Genomic DNA, 22,076 nt, shown 5'->3' on the forward strand with positions numbered 1-22,076 from the left:
ATCCAACGCACGAGAGGCTCTGATGAACGCAGCAACGCATGATCCGCAACTCAGGCTCAATCGAGTCACACCTTCATACTGTCGAGTCGTACTCGACAACCCGCCGCTCAACCTCATGGGTCCAGAATTCGTTACGCAGCTGCGAGAGATCGTCACGGCACTCGAGGACGACGACCGAGTGAAGGTAGTGGTCTTCGAAAGTGCCGTCGACGGCTTCTTCCTGAATCACTCCGACTTCCTCGCGAATTTCGAGGATCTGACGAGCATCCCGCAAGGCCCGACCGGCCTCGAGGCATGGCCCGACATCCTGGTGCGGCTGACGCGCGCCCCGTTCGTTTCGATCGCGCTGATCCGGGGGCGGGCGACCGGGAACGGGAGTGAGCTCGCGCTCGCCTGTGACATGAGCTTCGCGAGCCGAGAGAGAGCGATCTTGTCGCAGTGGGAAGTGGGCGTGGGTCTGGTCGCCGGGGGAGGGCCGATGGCGCGATTGCCGCGAGTCATGGGACGGGGACGAGCCCTCGAAGTACTCCTCAGCTCAGACGACGTTCGGGGCGCCGACGCCGAATTCCTCGGTTACGTGAACCGTGCGCTACCGGATGCAGAGCTGGACAATTTCGTCGACGCACTCGCAACCCGAATCGCCTCGTTCGACAAGTGGGCGATCGCCAACACCAAGCGCCTCGTGAACGAAGCGAGCCTGCCGCCCGACGTCGAAATCAGAGCCGGCTGGGACGCCTGCATGACCTCCGTCAAACGACCAGCGGCGCAGGAAAGCATCAAAGCCCTGCTGGAGCAAGGCTTGCAGGAGCCTGGCGACTCGGAGAATCGACTCGGAGCCTTCGTGGGACAGCTGGCGCTCAAGCGCGAGCACTGAAACCCGAACGGCCTGACTTACTTTCTGGAAGGAAAACACATGACCACGGACCTGCTCACCATCGCGAAGGAAATCGCGGACCGCGTCGAGGCCGAGTCGCTCAAACAAAACGTACCCGTCGCGGTTTCCGTCATCGATATCCACGGCAACGTCGTTCTCACGCACCGCATGACCGGAGCGCCCGCATTCTCTCTCGAGCTCTCCGAGCGAAAGGCCTACACATCGGCCCTTGTCCGGATGCGCACCGCTGACCTCGTCCCCCTCGTGCAACCAGGCGCGGCCCTCTATCCACTCCTCGCCGTCTCCGGCGGCAGATACTCCGCGATGGGCGGCGGCGTGCCGCTCACCAGCGAGGGTCAGGTGATCGCCGGCATCGGAGTCAGCGGTGGAACGACGGAAGAGGACATAGCCATTGTCGAAGCGGCGATGAGACAGGTCGGAGCCATGTTCCCCTTCAAACCCGGAGTAAAGCGATGAACGACGACAGACATCAGGACGGCATCTACCCCTTCCCAGCCGGTGTGCGGTCGCGTGAGATCGAAACCAACGGCGTCACGATCCACGTACGCGTCGGCGGGCATGGTGCACCGGTCGTCATGCTGCACGGCTTCGGTACAACGGGCGACATGTGGGGTCATCTGGCGAGCGCACTCATCGAAGACCACACGGTTGTCGCGCCCGACCTGCGTGGGTTGGGCCTCTCGTCGAAGCCTGAGGGCGGCTACGACAAGAAGAATCAGGCGGCGGACATCTGGGGCGTCGTGGACGCCCTGGGTGTGCAGACGATCGAACTGGTGACGCACGACATCGGCATCATGGTCGGCTTCGCAGTCGCCGCCACCCACCCCGAGCGGGTGAGCCGGTGGGTGGCGATCGATGCGCCGCTGCCCGGCATCGGGCCCTGGGATCAGATCATCCAGGATCCGGTCATGTGGCACTTCGGCTTCGGTGGTCGCGACATGGAGCGCCTGGTCGCCGGCCGCGAGCGTGTCTATCTCGACCGCTTCTGGAACGAACTCTCCGTGGACCCGACGCGGTTCGACGAAGCGAAGCGCGAGCACTATGCGGCGCTTTATGCGCAACCCGGCGCGATGCGAGCGAGCTTTGCCCAGTTCCTGGCGTTCGGGCAGGATGCGACCGACAACAGAAAGTTCCTTGCGCAGGGCAATAAGCTGCAGATGCCGGTCTTGGCCTTCGGTGGCGAAGCTACCTTCGGCCCTGGGATCGGCGAGGTGATTCGGTGTGTCGCCGACAACGTCGAAGATGCGGTCATCCCGGATTGCGGGCACTGGATCACGGAGGAGCAGCCGCAGGCGACGACAGACCTGGTCGTCGACTTCCTGCGCCGGGCGCGTTGAAAGGTGATCCCTGCCGTTGCGGCACGGGCGGCAAGCCGCTGAGCTCTGGCGCGGGGAACGATCCTCGCGCGTCTCGGGGTACTCGGCGCTCTGGACGCCGCGGTCGAGCCGGCCGCCCGGCGGACCTGGCGGAAGCTCAGGCTGTGGCGTCGTCGAGGAGTTGGATGATGACCCGCTGTTCGAGCTTGGCCGCCTCGGAGCCCACGCCGCCGCGGCCCGTTGCTCGGCGTGCGAGGGAGGCCGGAGTCGAGCCGCGGTCGTTCGCCAAACGAGGATTCGCGCCCAAGCGCAGGAGTGTCTCGACAGCAGCCGAGCACCGGTTTCGGACGGCTCGATGCAAGGGCGTGGTCCCACCCAGCGCGGCAGCGTTCGGGTCGGCGCCCGCCTCGATGAGGTACTCGATGACCGCCCTCTGACGGATCGGATTCCAATTCGTTGCGCCGGGTCCACCGCTGACGGCCGCATGCAGAGGTTCGGCGCCCCGACGGTTGCGAGCGCGGAAGTCGGCGCCGCGCGCGACCAGATCTTCGGCGAGCTCGACGTCGTACGCGAACGCCGCGGCATGCAGCGCCGTGTCGCCTTCGTAGACCTGGACCTGACACTCGGCGATGAAGCGCTCGTCGCGGCGCGCCAGCCGCGCCGTTGCCAGCTGTGGTGCCGCGTCGAGCGACGCCGTGACGACTATGCGATCGCCCGCCGCGATGGCCACCAGCAACCCGGCGAGATCTTCGATGGCAGGCATACGGCACGCTACCTCGGTCAGGCGGCCAGCAGCTTGGCGATCTGGGCCGGCTGAGCCAGGAGCGGGAAGTGTGCGCCGCCCGAGGAGGACGGTGACACCGGGAGCGCGTTCTCCAACCACTGCCAGTACGTCGGTCCGCTGGCGGATGGACTCGATCGTGACCCCGGCGTCGCCTTCTGAAATATCCGTTTAGTGTCCGACGGGGACCCGCACATAACCACACGGCTTAGTACTGCAGCCGTAGATCGTTATGGCCGGAGACGCGCCGCTACGCCGCTTGGCGGCGGCGTACGTGGGCCTCCAGAAGCTCGCGCAGGCGGGTCTCGTCGGCCGGACTCGCCAGTCCACGCTTCGGCAGGATGAGGAGCGGTCCATCGGAGGGACGGCCTACGCCGAGCCGGAGGACGAATGCGCGGCTGCTCTCCTCGACGTCGCGGATCCGGGACCACCCCCACCAGCACTCGAAGTCCTGCTGCCGGCGCGACAGGCCCCGGTTGTCGGCCACGTACTCGACCAGATCCTGGAGCAGCGGGTCGTTCTTCCATCGCAGTTGGAGCGATCGCCGTGGCGCAGTGCCGAGCAACAGCAGGAGCACGCCGCCGACGGCGACGAGGAAGCCACCAGACTTTTCCGCCGCCCCGGTCGCGAGCAGAAGCAGGCCGACCACGAGAAGGGTCGAGGCGACGGCCAGCGACTTCGCCATCTGCCTCCGAAAGGCCGGCCGGCGCGCCAGCTCTTGCAGGTCCGCCGGCTCCGGCATCCATCGCAGCGTGATCGCGTCCGGGTGTATCTCGATCGCCATGACCGCAGAGCGTACCCGTCATCAGAGGTCGTCACCTGGGCAAGCGGCCCGCGAACAGCATCTCGGGAAGCACCGTCGAGCAGGGGGGACGCCGGTAGCCCGCGTCCGTCGGGCGGGACGTGGTCACGGCTGTCGAAGCGAGGAGGGAACGCTATGTCACCTGCGCGTAGCGCGCTGGTGACGTGTAGCCCAGCCGCAACCTAGGCCCAGGTATCCCAGCGAAAATCCACAGAACCGCTGTGTCTCAAGACCAAGGCCTGCGTCCACCTTCAAGACAGGACGGAGGAACGAGGACGCCGTCCTTGAACACGACCATAGCGACAGCTGCGCGGACGGCGCACGATTCGTTGATTCCTGGACGCAGCAGTGCGGTGTGCATAGGCTCGATGGTGGCCAGTCGGCCTCTCCTGGGATGTCCGCGCTGGCCGTGGTGGAGCCCGGCAATCCCCACGCCAACACGATGCCGGGGGAGACTCAGCACTGGAGGCCGTGATGACGACACACGCAGCACCCTCGACGTCGAGCCCTCAGCCGGGCGGGACCTCCGTCGACCCTGCCGTGCGGGTAGGGCTCTACGAGACTATGGTTCTCTCCCGCACCTACGAGGAGGCGATCCTCCGGGAGTACCACGCCGACAAAGGACCCGGCTTCGATATCGGCAAGGGGCTGGTCCCCGGGGAGATGCACCTGTCCGCCGGACAGGAGCCCGTGGCGGCCGGCGTGTGCGCCCACCTGACCGCGGAGGACGCGGTAACCGCGACGCACCGCCCGCACCACTTCGCGATCGCCCACGGCGTGGACCTGCGGAAGATGACCGCAGAGATCTTCGGTCGCGAGACCGGTCTCGGGCGCGGGCGCGGTGGCCACATGCACCTGTTCGACCCTGATACGCATTTCTCCTGCTCGGGGATCATCGCCGAGGGCTACCCACCCGCGCTGGGACAGGCGTTCGCGTTCCAGCGCCGCGGCGGCAGCCAGATCGCTGTCGCGGTGACCGGTGAGGGCGCCGCCAACCAGGGCGCGTTCCACGAGTCGCTGAACCTGGCGGCCCGATGGCTGCTGCCGGTGGTGTTCGTGATCGAGGACAACGACTGGGCCATCTCGGTGCTGCGCTCGGCGTCCACGGCGATCGGCTCGAATGCGGACCGTGCAGCGGCGTACGGCATGCCGGGCGAACGTGTCGAGGACAACGACGTCGAGGGCATCTACGGCGCCGCACAGCGCGCCGTTGCCCGAGCCAGGGCGGGCCAAGGGCCGTCGCTGATCGAGGTTCACACCCTGCGGCTGTGGGGGCACTTCGAGGGCGATGCTCAGGGATATCGCCCCGAGCTCGCCGACGTACCGATGCAGGACCCAATCCCTCGCTACGAGCAGACCTTGCGCGCGGCCGGGCACCTCGACGACGCCGCCGCGGCCCGGATCAAGGACGCGGCGAGCGCGCGAGTCGAGGACGCGATCACCTACGCCAAGAACAGCCCCGTGCCCGACCCTGGGTCGGCCACTTCCTACGTGTTCGCCTGAGGAGACGACGATGACCATCATCGACACCCCGGCTGCACCCGCGCCCCAGGCAAGCCGCCGGCTGACTACGTCCAAGGCGATGGTCGAGGCCATCGCTCAGGAGATGGAACGCGACCCCTCGGTGTTCTACCTGGGCGAGGACGTCGGCGCCTACGGCGGAATCTTCAGCTCGACCACCGGCCTGCTCGAGCAGTTCGGGCCGCAGCGAGTCATCGACACCCCGATCTCGGAGACCGCCTTCATCGGCCTCGGCATCGGCGCCGCGGTCGAGGGCATGCGCCCCATCGTGGAGCTGATGTTCGCCGACTTCATGGGCGTATGCCTGGACCAGATCTACAACCACATGGCGAAGATCCACTACGAGTCCGGCGGCAACGTGAAGGTCCCGATGGTGCTGACCACCGCCGTGGGCGGGGGCTACTCCGACGGCGCGCAGCACTCGCAGTGTCTGTGGGGCACGTTCGCGCACCTGCCGGGCATGAAGGTCGTGGTCCCCAGCAGCCCCGCCGACGCGAAGGGCCTGATGACCTCGGCGATCCGTGACGACAACCCGGTCGTCTATATGTTCCACAAGGGCGTGATGGGGCTGCCGTGGATGGCGAAGAACGCTCGCTCCGTCGACGAGGTGCCCGAGGGTGACTACGCCGTGCCTATCGGCAAGGCGAGGGTCGCCCGCGAGGGCAGCGACGTCACAGTCGTGACCCTCTCCCTGTCGGTGCACCACGCCCTCGACGTCGCCGAAAGTGTTGCCGGTGAGGGCATCGACGTGGAGGTCATCGACCTCCGCAGTCTGGTGCCGCTGGACCGCGAGGCGATCCTGACGTCGGTGGCCAAGACCGGCCGGCTCGTCGTCGTGGATGAGGACTACCGCTCGTTCGGTCTGTCCGGTGAGGTCGTCGCCACCGTTGCCGACCACGACCCAACGATGCTGCGGGTCCCGGTACAGCGGCTCGCGATGCCCGATGTGCCCATCCCGTACGCCCACGCACTCGAGTACGCCGTCCTACCGCGGCAGGACAAGATCGAGAAAGCCGTACGCGCTGCGGTGGCCGGATGACCGACGTACCGTTCCCCGCATTGTCGAAGGACACACCGGACGCGGAAGGAGTGCTGGCTACCTGGTTCGTCAGTGACGGCGCCACCGTCAGCGCTGAACAACTGCTTGCCGAGGTACAGGTCGACAAGGTCTCGGCAGAGGTACCGGCACCCGTTGGCGGTGTGGTGCGCCTCCTCGTGGCGGAGGAGGAAACTGTGAAGCAGGGTTGCCCGATCGCGCGCATTGAATGAGTCTCGACGGGAAATCGGGATCTGTCGCCCACCCACCGCGCTCACGCCGGGCCTGCCTTGGCAGCCGCGGTAGGCACATTCGGTGGCTGTTGCCGCCGGACCGCGCCGCATAGGCTCAGCCGGGTGAGCGGGTCGCGGGTCCATTCTGGCGCCGCCGGGCCTGGCCCGAGGCGGACGGTCGTACGCCAGCTGGAGCGACTGGCGGGGCTCGGCGCTCGGCCGGACGACTCCCGCGACGAGCGGCTTCGGCGGGGGACGCTCATCTTCGTGTCGGTTCTGATCGCCCTGATCGCGACGATCTGGGTTCTCACCTACCTCGCCTACGGCGACCCGGTCTCGGCGGCGATTCCGGGCGTCTACCAGGTGATCACCGTCGTCGGGCTGGTCGTGCTGGCTCGGACGCGGCGCTTCGGCATGTTCCGTACTACGCAGCTCGCAGCGTTTCTGGTCCTGCCTGCCTTGCTGCAGCTCTCGCTCGGCGGCTTCGTGGCCTCGAGCGGGATGATCCTGTGGGCGATGGTCACGCCGCTGGCGGCGCTTGCGCTGCTCGGACTCGGGCGCTCTGTGCCGTGGCTGGCGGCGTACCTGGTCGAGTTGGTCCTGCTGGCCGTCCCCGATGCCCGGCTCCCGTACTCCCCAGTGGCGCTGCCGGAAGGGTTCGTGGTCACGTTCCTGGTGCTGAACATCGCGGGCGTCACTGTGAGCGCGTATGTGATGCTCGGCTACTTCGTGGAGCAGCGGGACCGCGCCCACCGGGAGCTCCAGGTGGAGCGGGAGCGGTCGGAGCGGCTGCTGCTCAACGTGCTGCCGGAGCCGATCGCGGAGCGTCTCAAAGCCGAGCCGGGCGTGATCGCGGAACACTACGAAGCGGTGAGCGTGCTCTTTGCCGACATCGTCGGCTTCACCGCCCGGTCCGCGGTGATGGAGGCGGCAGAAGTGGTTGCGCTGCTGGACCAGGTGTTCTCCGCGTTCGACCGGCTCGCCGATGCCGCGGGCGTCGAGAAGATCAAGACGATCGGGGACGCGTACATGCTGGTCGGCGGGCTGCCGGAGCCGCGGCCGGACCACCTGGCGGCGGTTGCCCGAACCGCGCTCGCGATGCGCGAGGAGATCCTCCGGATCGCGGCCCGCCCGGGGCAGGGCTGGCTCGCGGTCCGGATCGGGATCGACTCGGGACCGGTGGTCGCCGGAGTGATCGGCCGGCGCAAGTTCATCTACGACCTGTGGGGCGACACCGTGAACACGGCGAGCCGGATGGAGTCCTATGGACAGCCCGGCGAGATCCAGGTGACCGGGCGAGCGGCCGCCGCGCTCGGTCCGGAGTTCGCGGTGCGGCCGCGCGGCACGGTCGAGGTCAAGGGAAAAGGCCCGATGGAGACCTACCTGCTCGACTGGGCCGATCAGGCTGCGGAGGAGATGCCTCCGGACCCATATCACCGGGAGGCTGGGATGACGCCAGGGGAGCGGTTCGACGAGTTGATTGGCGAGTTCCTGGATATGCCTGGAGTGACGTTGCCAGGTTCTGGGCGGGGTTTCGGTTCTTCGGCGTTGCGTGTCGAGAAGAAGATCTTTGCGATGTTGGCGCAGGAGCGGCTGGTGGTGAAGTTGCCGGCGGCCCGGGTCGATGTGTTGGTGGCCGCTGGGGAGGGAGTTCGGTTCGACGCGAACAAGGGTGTGCCCATGAAGGAGTGGTTCAGTGTTGATCCTGATTCGGCTTTGCCGTGGCAGCAGCTTGCTTCTGAGGCTTTTGCTTTCGTCGCGGGGGAGTAGGCCGTGGCCGCTCGCCTCGGACGGCAAGGTTTACCGCTTCCCACCGGTGGACGGTGGTATTCGCGGTAGGTGAGTTCCGATCAGGCGTTGCCGGAGGCCGGTTGCACGTAACGCTCTGCGGCCCATGGCCAGACGTACGGACGTTTCGTTCCCGACGACGCGTAGTCGGTCTTGGGCACGGGTGACTGCTGTGTAGAAGAGTTCGCGAGTGAGCAGGCGCGACTCTTCGCCTGGCATCAAGACGGTGACTTCCGCCGCCTGGCTGCCCTGGGCTTTGTGGATGGTCATTGCGTGGAGCGTTTCGATGTTGCCGAGTCTGCTGGGGGCGAAGTCGAGACGGCCGCGGGAGCTGTCGATGCAGACTCGTAGGGAGCCGTCGGGGCGCCGGATCGTGACTCCCACGTCGCCGTTGTAGATGCCCAAGGCGTAGTCGTTGGCGGTCACCAGTACCGGTCGGCCGACGTACCAGGTGTCCCAGAGTGGGTCCTCGGTTTCCTCGGTGATCCATCGCTCGATGGTTCGGTTCCAATGGTCGACGCCCCACGGCCCTTCACGGTGCGCGCAGAGTAGACGGTGCCGGTCGAGTGCGGCCAGTGCGGCGTCGGGGTCGCCGGCTTCGGCGGCGGTCCGGATCGCGAGTACGTCGGGAAGCAGCGCGGACCGCAGGGTCTCGCGTGGGTCGTCGTCCTCGACGAAGTGGACCCGTTCGCCGCTGCTGCGTAGTACGGCCAGGACGTCCTCGGGGCGGTCTTCGCGCACGGCCAGAGCCAGGTCGCCGATCTCGCTGCCGAAGCGGTGCGAGGTGCGTAGTTCGGCTCCTTCGATGTGCCCGCCGGCGACCAGCCCGTCGACGAGGTCGGCGAGTACGGCGCCGGCTTCGATGGAAGCGAGCTGGTCGGGGTCGCCAACCAGTACGAGCCGGGCCTCGGGTCGCACCGCCTCCAGTAGCCGCGCCATCATCGTCAGCGAAACCATCGAGGTCTCGTCGACGACGATGATGTCGTGCGGCAGCCGGTTCTCTCGGTCGTGGCGGAACCGGGTGGACGAGTCGGGGCGCCGGCCGAGCAGCATGTGCAGGGTGCGGGCATGGAAGTCGCCCAGCCTCTGGGTGTCCTGTTCGGAGAGGCGGTCGGACATCTCCCGGCGTACCGCCTCTTCGAGCCGGGCTGCGGCCTTGCCGGTTGGTGCGGTCAGCGCGATCCACGGGCGGCGCTCGCCGGCGATCTCGGCCTGCTCCGCGAGCACAGCCAGTAGGCCGGCGACAGTGGTGGTTTTGCCGGTGCCAGGGCCACCGGTGAGGACGGTTGTCCATTGCCGGGCCGCGGTCTGTGCAGCAGTCCGCTGTTCGTCGTACGAACTACCTGGGAAGAGCCGGTCGAGCCCGGCGACCAGCGCAGCTTCGTTGGCGATCTGTGGCGCCGGCTGAGCGGCGCGGCGGCGAAGGTCCTGCTCGACCTGCTCCTCTTCGCGCCAGTAGCGATCGAAGTACAGACGCGCGTCATCGAGGCGCAGTGGGTGTGGAGCGGCGAGCAGGGGGCTAGCGGCGATTGCTGCGAGCCATTCGTCCAGGACGGGCCAGGCCAGCTCGTCGCCGTCATCGCCGACTTCGCTGCGGACCTCGGTGAGGTCGAGGCAGATGGATCCGGCCCGGACGGCTCGCGCTACCAGTGCACAGGCGAGTGCCACTGACTCGTCGGTCTCGTTCAGCATGGTCGTGAGCCGGGAGGCGACATGTACGTCGGCGGCCAGGATCACGCCAGCCTGGTTGAAATCGCGCAAGATCCCGGTCGCGGCGAGCGCCAAGGCCGAGTCGAACTCGTCGACGGTCGTGGTCATGCCGTCCTCCCATCGAGTAGGTCGGACAGGGTGAGTACGAGCGCCGCCGGCAATGGCCAGCTGAACACCCCGGCCGGATGCCCGTCGACGAGCGGCGTCTCCGGGCCGCACATGCCGCGCAGGTAGAGATAGACGACCCCACCGAGATGCACCTGAGGGTCGTAGGCCGGCAGCCGCCAGCGGAGGTATCGGTGCAGCACGACCGAATAGAGCATCGCCTGCAACGGATAGTCGGAGTGCAGCATTGCGGCGCTCAGTTGATCCGGGCCGTACTCCGCCGACGTAGCAGGCTGCTCGGGGTTGCCGAGCCGGTTGGTCTTGTAGTCGACCACGACGAATCGGTGGCTGTCGCCGTGCGGGATACGCAAGACGACGTCGATCGATCCGGACAGATAGCCTCGCAAGCTCTGTCGGCCGAGCAACGGTTGTTCGAGTCGGTCGGCGTACGCAAGGAGTGGGTCGTCGGCCGACAGATGGGTGCGCAGCAGTGGCGCCACCTCGGCCAGCTGTACGTCGCCGGCCATCGCGTGATCGCCTCCGGCCAATGGGATCTCGAAGTCGAGTTCGCGGAGCCGGTCGGCGCGGCCGAGGTCGCCGAGGGTCAGTCCAGGCACGAGCGGACCGAGCGGCGTGGTGTGCATCGGCAGCATCGCCGTGGCCAGGGCATCGGGTGTCACGTCGACGCGCCAGAGCCGCAACTGGTCGCGGACCTGTGCAGCCAATTCGGCGTGCAGATCGGGCGCGCGCGGGTCGGCCTCCTCGAGCACTGCGTGCACCAGCGACCCGAACGTGGCCCCGACCGGCAGTCCGTCCATCGGAGACGGCAGCGCATCGGCCGGCCCGTTCTCCGGTGTCGGTACTGGATCCACCGACTCGTCCTCGAGGTGGCTTTCCTCCTGTTCGCTGACTACACCGCCCACCTGCTGGTCGGCCGCGCGGATCAGCCCGGAGTACGACGTACGGCGCCAGGCGACGTCGACCTCGCGGGAGAAGGTCCCGACTGCGAGCCCGCTGGGCAACTCCTCACCCACGGGCTCGACCTGCTCGGCGATCATCGACTCCTCGACGACGGGACCGCCGGCCTGCTGCCAGCGGCGCAGCCAGATCAGCACCTCGTCGTCGGACGATGACCTGTCCAGGCTGTCGGGTACGACCGGCTCGCCCTGCTTGCGACCGCGCAGCAGGCGGGAGATTCCGCCGTTGACCTCGTCCCAGGACGGCGCCCACCAGGCCACGACCTGCGACTGGGCTCGGGTCAGCGCGACGTACGTGAGCCGGATGTCGTCACCGGCGACCTCGGTCCGCCAGAGTTTCTCGTTGGCGGTGTAGCCGGCCCGGTTCTTGCCGCCGATGTCGAGACTGCGTACGCCGTTCTCGTGGAAGAGAAGGAGTTCGTCATCGTCGAAGATGTGCCGGTTGAACCCGAACGGCAGGTAGACGATGGGGTACTGCAAACCCTTGCTCACCCATACCGTCATGATCTGCACCGCCGCGGCGTCGCTGTCGAGCCGGCGGGTTCGCTCCGTCGTACGCCCCTTGCCGGTGCACTCTTCGCGCAGCCAGTCGAGCAGCGCGGGCAGCCCGAACCCCTCCCGGTGAGCGGTCTCGTGCAGCAGTTCGGCGAGGTGTGCGAGGTCGGTCATATCGCGTTCGCCGCCGCGCCAGGCAAGTACTCGTTGAGCCATCCCCTTCACCTGGGCGGCTTCGAACACGGCGGCCACGCCACGGGTGCGGAGGAGGTCGGCCCACCCGCGCAGGGTTTGCCCGGTCCGGTCGGTGAGGTCGTCCCCACCGGCTTGCAGAGTGGCCGCGGTCTCCCCGAAGAACATCGTCGTCGCAGCGGCGCGGACCAAGCCGGATCGGTGCGGTTGCTCGAAGGCTTCGAGCAGACACAGCCAATCCTGGGCGGCCTGCGACGAGAAGATGTCGAGGTCGCCGGAGTAGACCGCGGGAATACCGGCCTTGGCCAGTGCCTCCCGGCAGGCCCGCGCGTCCTTGTGTGCCTCGACGATCACCGCGATGTCGCCGGCCCGGAGTGGCCGTTCGTCGTACGTCGCGTTGGACGCGAGCAGTTGACCGATGTCGGCGGCGAGGTCGCGGGCGATGTGGTCGCGCAGGTCGTCCATGGGGATGCTCTTGCGCGTCGCCGATCCGAACTGCTCCCGTCGCGCGACCCTGAGCCGGACTGGCGCGTCGGATGGTGCACCAGTGAGCCGGCTGCCCTGGTGATGGGCGCTGACTTTGTGGACGACGATGTCCGAGTGGCCGAGCCGCGCGCCGCCGAGCACCACTTGAAGGCAGTCGACCAGCGGCTGGTCGCTGCGCCAGTTCGTACCGAGAGTGCGCCGCTGACCCGCGGTTTCCGCCGCCGCAAGGTACGTCGCGATGTCGCCACCGCGGAACGCATAGATGGCCTGCTTGGGGTCGCCGATCAGCACCAACGTGCTGTGACCGTTGAAGGCGGCGTCGATCACCTTCCACTGCACCGGATCGGTGTCCTGGAACTCGTCGACCATCACCACGGACCAACGGCGCTGCATCCGCTGGCGAGCCGGGGCGTCGGGATCCTCCAGCGCGGTGGCCAGCCGGGTCAGCAGGTCGTCGTACCCGAGGATGCCGAGGCGGCGTTTGCGGCGCTCGAGCTCGGCCAGGACGGCCTTCGCGAACTCGACCCGGACGCCCTCCGGCGAGGACCCGTCGTACCGCTCGGGCACCAGCCGGGTGTGCGGGTTGCCGACGACCTTGAGGGCGAGCTCCAGCGCGGTGGAGCGGGTGATGGTCGGTTGCTCGGCGGAACCTCCGAAGCGATTGAGGTAGATGTCGTCGACGACCTCGGCGACAAGCTCTCCGAGGTCGTCGACCAAGGTGACGCCGGCGTCGGTGTCACCGGCGACGCCGAGCGAACGCAGTACGAGCTGGCAGAACTGGTGAGTCGTCGCGATGGTGGCCGCGTCGAAGTTGGCCAGGGCGTCCCGAAGACGGCTGTGTCGTACGGCGACGTCGGCAGCGCCGCCGTTGACCAGATGACCGAGCAGACCTGGGTCGTCGCGCCAGCGATCCGGATCCGCAAGAGCACGCTCGGCGTCCAGCAGTTGGGAGCGGACGCGTTCACGAAGCTCCTGGCTGGCGGCGCGGCCGAAGGTGATCAGCAGCATCTCGTCCAGACGTGCGGCGCCCTCGGCCACGTAGCGGGTGACCAGCCCGGCTAGGGCATAGGTCTTGCCGGTGCCGGCGCTCGCCTCCAGCACAGTGGTGCCCGTCGGCAGTGGGCCCAAGAGGTCGAAGGGCTCCATCACGGCGCCCCTTGCTCGAAGCGCAGCATCGGTTCCCAGACGCGGTTCGCGTAGGCGCCGAGCCGGGTCGGTTCGCCCGGCCGTTCCTCACCGGGCCGAGTCGGCTCGAGAAGAACCTTGAGGTTGGTGTTGGGTCCCCAGACGCGGACGTGGGCGGGATCAGAGTTCTCGCCGTCGTAGTTCGCGGGGCGCCACCGACGTCCGGCAGCGAGCATCGGGTCGTCGTCCGTGCGCCGTGCCTGGCACCAGGCGAAGGAGGTCTTCAGCGGTAGCGGCAACGGTTCGCGACGGCCGGCGTCGTAGACCGCGACCAGGTCGGCGAGCAGGGCGCGGGCGTCGGGTCCGACCGGCCCGAACAGCCGACTCGCGGGGGTGCGACCGCTGCGCGGACGGCCGATGGCCAGACCCGTCCAGTTGTGGTCCTCGTCGTCGGCGGACAGTGCGAGCAGTTGAATCCAGGAGGTCAACAATTGCTTGGCGTCGAGCCGCGAGTAGCTCACCGAGACGAGCCGGTAGGTGTACACACCTGGAACTGTTCCGGTGAGGCGCCGGCCACTGCCGAGGTCGACGTCCACATCGAATGCCTGTGGACTCGCCTGGCGATGCGGGTACGCACTGATCGCGAGACTTCGGGCGATATCACGGATCTCGGTCGCGGTCCGCCAGCCCAGCCGTCCCGGTGGTAGAACGCCCCGTCGCCACTCTGCCTGGAGGGCCGCGTCGGGGTGGATGCCTGCGAGCATGTCGCGGAGCATCCGGTCGCCGACTGACCACTTCTCGAGGTTATCGATCTCCACAGGCATCACGTCCGAGACGCCGTCGACCTCCCACGGCAGAGTTAGATCGAGCGCCCGGAAATACCCCTTCACCGGATCACGGAAGAACGCCAGGAGATCCGATAACGCGACATCATCATCCGCCGGTAGCGTCAACTGTCCGGCGATGAACTCCGGGCGTGGCGGCCGGGAACCCGCTGCGGCCCGCGCCGCGACCAGTGCGGTCGGGTCGAACGTGAAGGGCCCCGGCGTACCAAGACGGCCGGCCTCCAGGTTCTTCCGATCGAAGGGCTGGAGCGGATGCTTGACCACGACCGCTTGCCGAACCTCCGACTCGGTGGTGCGGTCGAGGACATCGAGGAGCTCACCCAGCGGTACGGCGGGCGGCCGTGGCTGACCGGAGTACTCGTTGGCGCCGGTGTAAGTGATCACGAGCGACTCGGTCGCGGCAAGAATCGCGTCGAGCATCAGCTGGCGATCCTCGCTGCGGACGTCGCGCTCGCCGGTGACCGGCGACCTGGCCAGTACGTCGTCTCCGTCGGCGAGCCCGAACCGTGGAAACACCCCGTCGTCGAGGCCCAGCAAGCAGACCACCCGGTGCGGCACCGAGCGCATCGGCACCATCGTGCAGACGGTCAGCGTGCCGGTCCGGAAGTTCGCGCGGGTCGGCCGCCCGGCCAGATGGGTCGACAACAGGGCCCGGACGTCCGGCAACGTCAGCGAGGTCGCGGCCAGGGGACCGGCCTCGGCCGCGACCTCGGCGAACTCGCGATACACCTGGCCGACCTGCCAGCCGTCATCGCGACCGACGCGAGTCAGCTGGTCGATCCCGTCGCGAAGCGCGTCCAGCCACTCCGCGAGCGGTTGGGCGCCGCTGAGCCGATCAGTTGCCGCCAGCAACCGACCGACGTACTCGGCGAACCGGCCGGCCAGCTCGATGCGGGTGCTGCCCACGTCGTCGAGCGGCAATGTCGTGTCGATCCACGCGTGCGCGTCCGCCGACATCGTCACGCCTGCCAGTACTCGATCAATGCCGAAGCGCCAGGTGTTCTGCGGGTAGTCGGCCAAGCCGAACGGGTCGCGGTGGTCCTGGTCGAACGCCCACCGCACGCCTGATTCGCGCACCCAGGCGGTGGCGATGTCGATGTCGTCATCAGTGAACCGGAAGCGGCGGCGTACCGGCTCGGTCTCGGCGAGGTCGAGCACCTGACTCGCCGTCGCTCTGCTGCCGGCGAGGTCGAGGAGTTGAGCGGCGACGCCGAGCAGCGGATTCGTCTGGGTGAGTGACCGGTCAGCCAGTTGGACGCGGAGCCGATGCGCCGGGTGGCCGTCGTTGTCGACCTCTCCGAGACCGAACCGGGCGCTGATCAACGGCGCGTAGGTCTCGATGTCGGGGCACATGACAAGAATGTCGCGCGGCTCGAGCGTCGGATCTGCCTGGAGCTTCCCGAGCAGCACCTCGCGCAGTACGTCGACCTGCCGGGCGGTGCCGTGGCAGGCATGTATCTGCACGCTGCGATCGTCGGCGGCGAGGTGGCGACCCTCAGCGGCGAGGGTGTTGTCGCGCAGGTCATGCTGCAGCCAGCCGAGAAGTGTGTCGGGCGCCGGTGGTGACGGAAGGTGTCGGTCAACGGCTGGTGCTGCGGCGAGGGCCAACTGCAGCTCGCGACTGTCCCGCCCGAGGGTGGCGAGCAGCGGGTTGTCGGCCTCTTGATGGCTCGTGTCGGCGGCTCGGTCGCCCGCAGTAGAACCCGCTGTCCTCAGCCGTTCCCAGAGCGCGCCGCTGGGGTGGGGGAGCCAGAGGTGTACGTCGCGGTGTTCCGCCAAGGTGGAGAGCAACTCGATCTCCGTGAGCGGCAGTCGAGTGTGTCCGAACAGTGAGAGGCGTTCCGGCAGATCGAAGGACTCCGGCTGATCCCGGAGCCGGCCCAGCGTGTCGGCGTGGCGAGTGTTCGGTGGCTGTGCGTCGATTCGGCCGACCAGTCGCCGCCAGAGCTCGGGTTGCCAGTTCAGGTCATCGTCGATCGGCACTCCACGACCGTCGGTTTCGCGACCTTCGCTCCAGTCAGCGAGGAGAGCCGGCCGCTGCACGGCGTACGCCGCGAAGAGCCGGCCCAACCGCGCTGCGACGGCGTACCTGCGCCCCTGGCGCAACTCGGCCTCGGCTCCGGTGTCGAAATGGCCGAGGTGTCGCGCAACAGGCTCGCACCAGACCTCGTCCAGAGAATCGTCGAGCACGGCCAGCAGCGGCCAAGCCATCGCCTCCGCGGCCCACGGGTCGTCGTCTGTGAGACCCAGCACCCCGGACACCAGCGAGCGCGGCGTCGCAAATCGAACCCCAGCGCACACTCCGTCGCCTCGCCCCGCCGCCGCACCCAAACGGTGTGCGAGTCGCTGGGAGAGCCACCGCTCAACGCCCTTGGCCGGCACCACCACCAGCTCCTCGGCGAATGGATCGGCCAGAGGAGCGGCGAGCAAGTCACCGAGCCCGTCGGCGAGCACGTCTGTGCGCTCGGCACGGTGCAAGTACAGGGCCACCGACGCAGCATGCCACGTCGCGCCTCCGCCTCGTGGGAAGGCGGGTACTTTGCTCCCCACGGACGGCGGCCGACCAGTGAGCAGCCGCGTCGATCAGGAGGGCGCGGTTTGCCGTTGGCAACTTGAGCACGTCGGAGGCCGCCGCAGGCGCAGAACAACGTCGGTTACTGAGTGGCGGACTCCAATCCTGTAGCCGCTGATGTGCAGTGGAGACTGATTGCCGGTGCCGATGACGCGACATGTCCTGTGAGTTGTGGGTCACTGGACCCGGCCCGCTGCCTCGCCCAGGCAAGCGTCCGAGGCGCCGAGCCGCTGAGGCGTCGAAGGTCAGGCGGCTGTTTCGCTGACTCCGAGCCGTTGCGCGGCGTCTTCGAGCTCGCCGACGGCCCGGAGACGGAGCTCGCCGGTGCTGTAGTCGGTGACTTGGTGCCACTCGTGGCCGGTCACGTAATAGACGTGTGGGCTGACCGAGCCTGGCCGAGTGCTGAACATGCGGTTAGCGGTTGTGATCAGCAACTGCAGAGCTTTGAGCATCGTCTGATCTCGCAGCACGTGCACGAACAGCATGTCTCGGGCCGGCATTGCGACAAGGCAGCCGAACGGAGGGTTCTCGACCTGCAGCGATTCGCGCAACACAGTGTCGAACACGAGTGCCCGCGACGCTGTGAACATACTGCCAGTGAGCAAGGTGATCTCGGCACCCTCGAAGCGCACGGTCTCGACCTCATCCCGAATGTCGCGTAGGTTCGCCAACCCCATCCGTGTGGCTTCCTCTCGTGGCACGCCGAGGCTGTCGATGTTGAAATGCATGGCCACCCCGCGCCCGACGTACGTGGCCGGCACTGTGAGAACACCCGGAGCGAACTCGGGCACACCTTCACCCATCTCGGGGTCGATCGTCGCCGCGCACACCAGCCGGAGGTAGAGCTCGTTCTCCAGATCGTCCGGGATCGGTGGAGGCTCATTGAGAGAGGTCATCTGGTCGAAATGCGCCGCCACCGCGGAGCGCCACTGCTGACGTGGCAGGTCGGCAACGGTCCGCGCGAGGTTCATGAGACCGGCCGACGGGCCGTCTCCCACCGGAGCGCCGTCGCTTCCAACCGGCACCAACGCCCCCGCGCCGTCGTACCGCATCGTGAATCCGCGCTTCGCGACTGCCTCCTCGGACATCCGCACCAGCCGCTCCGCCTGACTCGCCGTCAGCGGCGTCAACACCTGGTGTGGCTGCAACCTGCCTGTCTCCTTGCGCCGCCGATGGCTGCCACGTCGGCTCTGACGGCTGTCCTTGGCCTTGCCAGTACTCATCGAGCACCTCCTTTACCCAAGAACATAGGGATTTTCGGAGACGTGGAACGGACGACTTTGCAACCTGTGGATAACTGGTCCTCGGCGTACTTACGTGGTGGCGGCCCCAGACCCGGGTTCCACCGGTCACGCTCACAGGCCCGGACACGGTGGTACCGCGCAGCAGAACGTTGTCTGCCCGGACGCCGTCACCGGGCCGTGGAATTCGGAACCGAATGCGTAGGGTCCGGCCCCCGCAGCCACCGCTACGGGTCCCGAGATCGTCGCGCCGTCGAAGCACGTGACGCCCGAGAGACGGTCAACGTGCCCGGGTGCGCCCCGGGGACCATCGTCGGCTGGACGTGGACAGTCGTGACGCTTGCACTAGGCGATCACTCTGGAGTCTGCGAGGATCGTCGTACTCGTTGCTGAGGCGCTCGGACGCCGCTGCGAGTGGGGGGTGGGGAATGCCGAAGATCATTCGGTTCGACGAGGACGCGCGGGGCGCCCTGGAGCGAGGGATGAATACCCTTGCAGATGCGGTGAAGGTGACGCTTGGCCCGAAGGGCCGCAACGTCGTCTTGGGCCGGACCTGGGGGGCGCCCACCATCACCAACGATGGTGTCTCGATCGCTCGGGAGATCGAGCTCGAGGATCCGTACGAGAGGCTCGGGGCCGAGCTCGTCAAAGAGGTCGCCAAGAAGACAGATGAAGTCGCGGGCGACGGTACGACGACTGCGACTGTGCTGGCTCAGGCTCTGGTTCGCGAGGGGCTGCGCAACGTTGCAGCCGGCGCCAACCCGATGGCCCTGAAGAGCGGCATCGAGAAGGCTACGGCGGCGATTGTGGCGGAACTGAAGCAGCTCGCATTGCCGATAGCAACGATGCGGTACGGCGTGCCGGCGGGGAACGCGGTGTCCGCGATGGGGCGTCCGCCAGGGGATCCGACCGATCCGCCGGAGGAGCCAGACGACGAGGACCTAGAAGAGTCGCCGGCGGAGTCTCCTGCGGAGCCGAGTGGGTTCGAGATGATCCGATGGGCGGCGTCTGTTTCGGCCGCCGACAACCAGGTCGGCCAGATCATCGCCGAGGCGATGGACAAGGTCGGCAAGGAAGGTGTCATCACCGTCGAGGAGAGCAACACCTTCGGTCTCGAGCTCGAGCTCACCGAGGGTATGCGCTTCGACAAGGGCTACATCTCGCCCTACTTCGTGACCGACACCGAGCGGATGGAAGCGGTTCTCGACGACCCGTACATCCTGATCGTCAACAGCAAGATCTCGAGCATCAAGGACCTGGTCCCGGTGCTGGAGAAGGTCATGCAGACCGGCAAGTCGCTGGCGATCATCGCCGAGGACATCGAGGGCGAGGCGCTGGCGACCCTGGTCGTGAACAAGATCAAGGGCACCTTCAAGGCCGTCGCCGTCAAGGCGCCGGGCTTCGGTGACCGCCGCAAGGCCATGCTGGTCGACATCGCCGTCCTCACCGGCGGCGAGGTGATCTCCGAGGAGGTCGGCCTCAAGCTGGATTCCGTCGACCTGGAGCTGCTCGGCCAGGCCCGCAAGATCGTCGTCACCAAGGACGAGACGACCATCGTCGAGGGCGAGGGTGACGCCGACCAGATCGGCGGCCGGGTGAACCAGATCCGCGCCGAGATCGAGAAGTCGGACTCCGACTACGACCGCGAGAAGCTGCAGGAGCGGCTGGCCAAGCTGGCCGGTGGCGTTGCGGTGATCAAGGTCGGCGCGGCCACCGAGGTCGAGCTGAAGGAGCGCAAGCACCGCATCGAGGACGCCGTTCGCAACGCGAAGGCGGCCGTCGAGGAGGGCATCGTCGCCGGTGGTGGCGTGGCGCTGCTGCAGGCGTCGGTGATCGCGTTCGAGAAGCTGGACCTCGACGGTGACGAGGCCACCGGTGCCGCGATCGTGCGGTCCGCGGTCGAGGCGCCGTTGAAGCAGATCGCCGTGAACGCCGGCCTCGAGGGTGGCGTCGTGGTGGAGAAGGTTCGCAACCTCGAGCCGGGCTGGGGCCTCAACGCCGCGTCCGGTGAGTACGTCGACCTGATCGCCACCGGCATCATCGACCCGGCCAAGGTGACGCGCTCGGCGCTGCAGAACGCGGCGTCCATCGCGGCCCTGTTCCTCACCACCGAGGCCGTCATCGCCGACAAACCTGAGCAGGCCGTTCCAGAGGTCCCAGCGTGACGAGCGAGGTCTTCAAGTCGATCGCCTCGGCCAAAGGCGTCGCGTTCGTCCTGGTTGCCTGGGGACTTCCGGTGGCGATCGGCATGGCTGCGTGGTGGGCAGTCGCGCTGCCCGCTTGGCAAGATCACGTCTTGCCTGACGTGTTCCTGCAGCGCTTGAACGCCTCGGGTCTGTCGAACGCCTGGCTGTTCCTGGTGATCTGGTTGCTCCTGACACTGTCGCTCGGTCTGAACGCGACGTTCTTCTTCCGGCTCTACGAGGGGTACCACCTGCCGGCGCGGGTCAAGAACCGTCGCAAGCGCACCCATTGGCTGCACCGCGAGAATCTCCGGCTGTCCGAGCGACTAGCCGTGGCCGAGCGTCGTGCGGCCGCGGCCGGCACCAGTCAAGACGCAGCGAGCCTCGCCCGGCTGACAAAACTCCGCGCCGACGCGCCGGCTGCCCAGGCATTGGCCAGGAAGCGGGTGCTTCCCGTACGGCGTCTTCTGACGCAGCGTCCGGTCGGCGGTTTGAAGAACTGGCGGGACTACCCAAGCGAAGAAGCCGAGCTGATGCCATCTGCGTTGGGTAATCGCATCCGGGCTTTCGAGCGCTACGGCAACGCGCGGTTCGGCCTCGACATCCTTATCCTGTGGTACGAGTTCGTCGGTGCGGCCGAGGATCAGGTGCGCGAGCAGATCGAGGCGGCACGACAGGGGGTCGAGGTCTTTCTCGCCGGCAGCGTGGTCTTCGCGCTGTTCGCGTTTGCGTCTCTCGTGCCCTTGGTGAACCCTGATACCTGGCGGACCGATGGACTACCACTGGTGGCTGCCGGGCTCGCAGGCATCGTGGCGTCTGTCCTGACTTGTCGCCGAGCCGTGGCCCAGACCGGTGATTGGGGAGCAGCGGTCACAGCCCTGGTCAACACGAACAGAGGCAAGGTTGCTGCCGCATTCGGTTTCGTCCTGCCGCAATCGCTCGAGCAGGAGCGCAAGCTGTGGCGAATGCTGAATGGGTTCGTCCGAACGGGTTCCAAGGAATGGGAACCTCTGTTCGATCGGTTCGAGCGTCTGCCGGGGAAGGCCAGTGACTTCTCTACTGCCGCAGTCGGTGCGAACGGTGTACCGCCGCCCAAATCGCGGCTCAGAGCCTTCCGAGCGCTTCTGGCAAGTTCGGTAATCCGCAGACTCCTCCACCGATGAGCGAGCACGGGTCCCACGCCATCCGACTGGCTGCACCGTCGCGAGTGCGAACTGAGGGCGATCAGATCGGCGAGAACCTGCTGGTCGCAGCGCCGGCGGTGTTGAGGCAACCAGCGCCGCGAAGCCCAGCGGCGTGATCAGTCCCGTGCCGGTCCCGATCAACACGCCGGTAAGCAGCACGCCGACGATTCCCGGGACGGTCGCACAACCGAGACCGGCAGCCGCTATGAGCAGGCCGACTGCCAGGCCACCTCAGGCAGTGATCCGGGCGGCATCCAAGGCGCGTCCCGCGCGTGGCTGGACCAGCGCCCCGGTAGCGGCCAGCACGGACACCGCCGCACCGGTAGCCGGAGTGCCCAGGCCTGCTGCCGCTCCGGTCACTGGTCGTGGCGGCCTCGGCGACGATGTTGCGGCTTCGGCACGCGTTGGGGGCCGGCTGGGATGCTGCCGAGCTCACCACGCAGTACAACGCTGCGGTTGCTGAGAAGCGATCGGCCGAGGTGGGCCGCCGAATGAGATTCGAGCGATGGTTGACCACCTAGGGGACATCCCACGGGCGCTGGATCGGGCAAATCCGCGGGAGCTCGCTGAGCTGTACGACGCGCTTCGG

General features: G+C 67.5%; 14 protein-coding genes and 2 pseudogenes. 10 read left to right on the top strand and 6 right to left on the bottom strand.

The window, feature by feature from the left end:
- Positions 1–22: 22 nt before the first annotated feature.
- From OG555_RS33895 to OG555_RS33905, 3 genes are read left to right on the top strand one after another with little or no spacing between them, the layout of a single operon-like run.
- Positions 23–874, top strand: coding sequence for an enoyl-CoA hydratase/isomerase family protein (locus OG555_RS33895; RefSeq protein WP_329476647.1), 852 nt, complete (start codon positions 23–25; stop codon positions 872–874).
- A gap of 39 nt (positions 875–913) precedes the next feature.
- Entirely contained in the window at positions 914–1,351 is a 438-nt protein-coding gene (locus OG555_RS33900) for a GlcG/HbpS family heme-binding protein (protein WP_329476649.1), read from the top strand.
- A complete protein-coding gene (locus tag OG555_RS33905; protein ID WP_329476651.1) occupies positions 1,348–2,232 on the top strand; it encodes an alpha/beta fold hydrolase in 885 nt (294 codons plus the stop codon). Before OG555_RS33900 ends, OG555_RS33905 begins: the two co-directional genes overlap by 4 nt.
- Before the next feature lie 136 nt (positions 2,233–2,368).
- Here the strand turns inward: OG555_RS33905 and OG555_RS33910 are convergent, their stop codons facing one another.
- A complete protein-coding gene (locus tag OG555_RS33910; protein WP_329476653.1) occupies positions 2,369–2,974 on the bottom strand; it encodes an ankyrin repeat domain-containing protein in 606 nt (201 codons plus the stop codon).
- A 268-nt stretch (positions 2,975–3,242) separates the two neighbouring features.
- Positions 3,243–3,776, bottom strand: coding sequence for a YcxB family protein (locus tag OG555_RS33915; RefSeq protein ID WP_329476655.1), 534 nt, complete (start codon positions 3,774–3,776; stop codon positions 3,243–3,245).
- 492 nt (positions 3,777–4,268) lie between these two features.
- Here OG555_RS33915 and OG555_RS33920 point away from each other — a divergent pair, with 492 nt between their 5' ends.
- The 4 genes from OG555_RS33920 to OG555_RS33935 all read left to right on the top strand — a co-directional run bounded on the left by OG555_RS33920 (position 4,269) and on the right by OG555_RS33935 (position 8,354).
- Positions 4,269–5,297, top strand: coding sequence for a thiamine pyrophosphate-dependent dehydrogenase E1 component subunit alpha (locus OG555_RS33920; protein ID WP_329476657.1), 1,029 nt, complete (start codon positions 4,269–4,271; stop codon positions 5,295–5,297).
- A 10-nt stretch (positions 5,298–5,307) separates the two neighbouring features.
- Positions 5,308–6,354 (top strand): alpha-ketoacid dehydrogenase subunit beta, encoded by a 1,047-nt coding sequence (locus OG555_RS33925; protein ID WP_329476659.1) that lies wholly within the window; start codon positions 5,308–5,310, stop codon positions 6,352–6,354.
- Positions 6,351–6,584, top strand: coding sequence for a lipoyl domain-containing protein (locus tag OG555_RS33930; protein ID WP_329476661.1), 234 nt, complete (start codon positions 6,351–6,353; stop codon positions 6,582–6,584). The genes OG555_RS33925 and OG555_RS33930 overlap by 4 nt, the downstream gene beginning before the upstream one ends.
- A 123-nt stretch (positions 6,585–6,707) precedes the next feature.
- On the top strand, positions 6,708–8,354 hold the full coding sequence (locus OG555_RS33935; protein ID WP_329476663.1) for an adenylate/guanylate cyclase domain-containing protein: 1,647 nt from the start codon (positions 6,708–6,710) through the stop codon (positions 8,352–8,354).
- A 30-nt stretch (positions 8,355–8,384) separates the two neighbouring features.
- Here the strand turns inward: OG555_RS33935 and recD are convergent, their stop codons facing one another.
- The 4 genes from recD to OG555_RS33955 all read right to left on the bottom strand — a co-directional run bounded on the left by recD (position 8,385) and on the right by OG555_RS33955 (position 18,102).
- Positions 8,385–10,190, bottom strand: coding sequence for an exodeoxyribonuclease V subunit alpha (gene recD, locus OG555_RS33940; RefSeq protein ID WP_329476665.1), 1,806 nt, complete (start codon positions 10,188–10,190; stop codon positions 8,385–8,387).
- Positions 10,187–13,483, bottom strand: coding sequence for a UvrD-helicase domain-containing protein (locus OG555_RS33945; RefSeq protein WP_329476667.1), 3,297 nt, complete (start codon positions 13,481–13,483; stop codon positions 10,187–10,189). The genes recD and OG555_RS33945 overlap by 4 nt, the downstream gene beginning before the upstream one ends.
- Positions 13,483–16,797, bottom strand: a complete 3,315-nt coding sequence (recC, locus tag OG555_RS33950) for an exodeoxyribonuclease V subunit gamma (protein WP_329476669.1) — start codon at positions 16,795–16,797, stop codon at positions 13,483–13,485. Before recC ends, OG555_RS33945 begins: the two co-directional genes overlap by 1 nt.
- 327 nt (positions 16,798–17,124) lie before the next feature.
- Positions 17,125–18,102, bottom strand: coding sequence for a hypothetical protein (locus OG555_RS33955; protein ID WP_329476671.1), 978 nt, complete (start codon positions 18,100–18,102; stop codon positions 17,125–17,127).
- 446 nt (positions 18,103–18,548) lie between these two features.
- Between OG555_RS33955 and OG555_RS42995 the strand changes: the two are divergent.
- The 3 genes and pseudogenes from OG555_RS42995 to OG555_RS33965 form a co-directional block, all read left to right on the top strand.
- Positions 18,549–18,968 (top strand): annotated as a pseudogene (locus OG555_RS42995) (TCP-1/cpn60 chaperonin family protein); the annotation flags it as partial.
- Positions 18,969–19,118: 150 nt separating this feature from the next.
- Positions 19,119–20,285, top strand: a pseudogene (gene groL, locus OG555_RS33960) (chaperonin GroEL); the annotation flags it as partial.
- On the top strand, positions 20,282–21,466 hold the full coding sequence (locus OG555_RS33965; RefSeq protein ID WP_329476675.1) for a hypothetical protein: 1,185 nt from the start codon (positions 20,282–20,284) through the stop codon (positions 21,464–21,466). The pseudogene groL and the gene OG555_RS33965, both read left to right, overlap by 4 nt.
- Positions 21,467–22,076 lie beyond the last annotated feature (610 nt).

Origin of the sequence: Kribbella sp. NBC_01484, from assembly GCF_036227145.1 — a bacterium.
Classification (GTDB): domain Bacteria; phylum Actinomycetota; class Actinomycetes; order Propionibacteriales; family Kribbellaceae; genus Kribbella.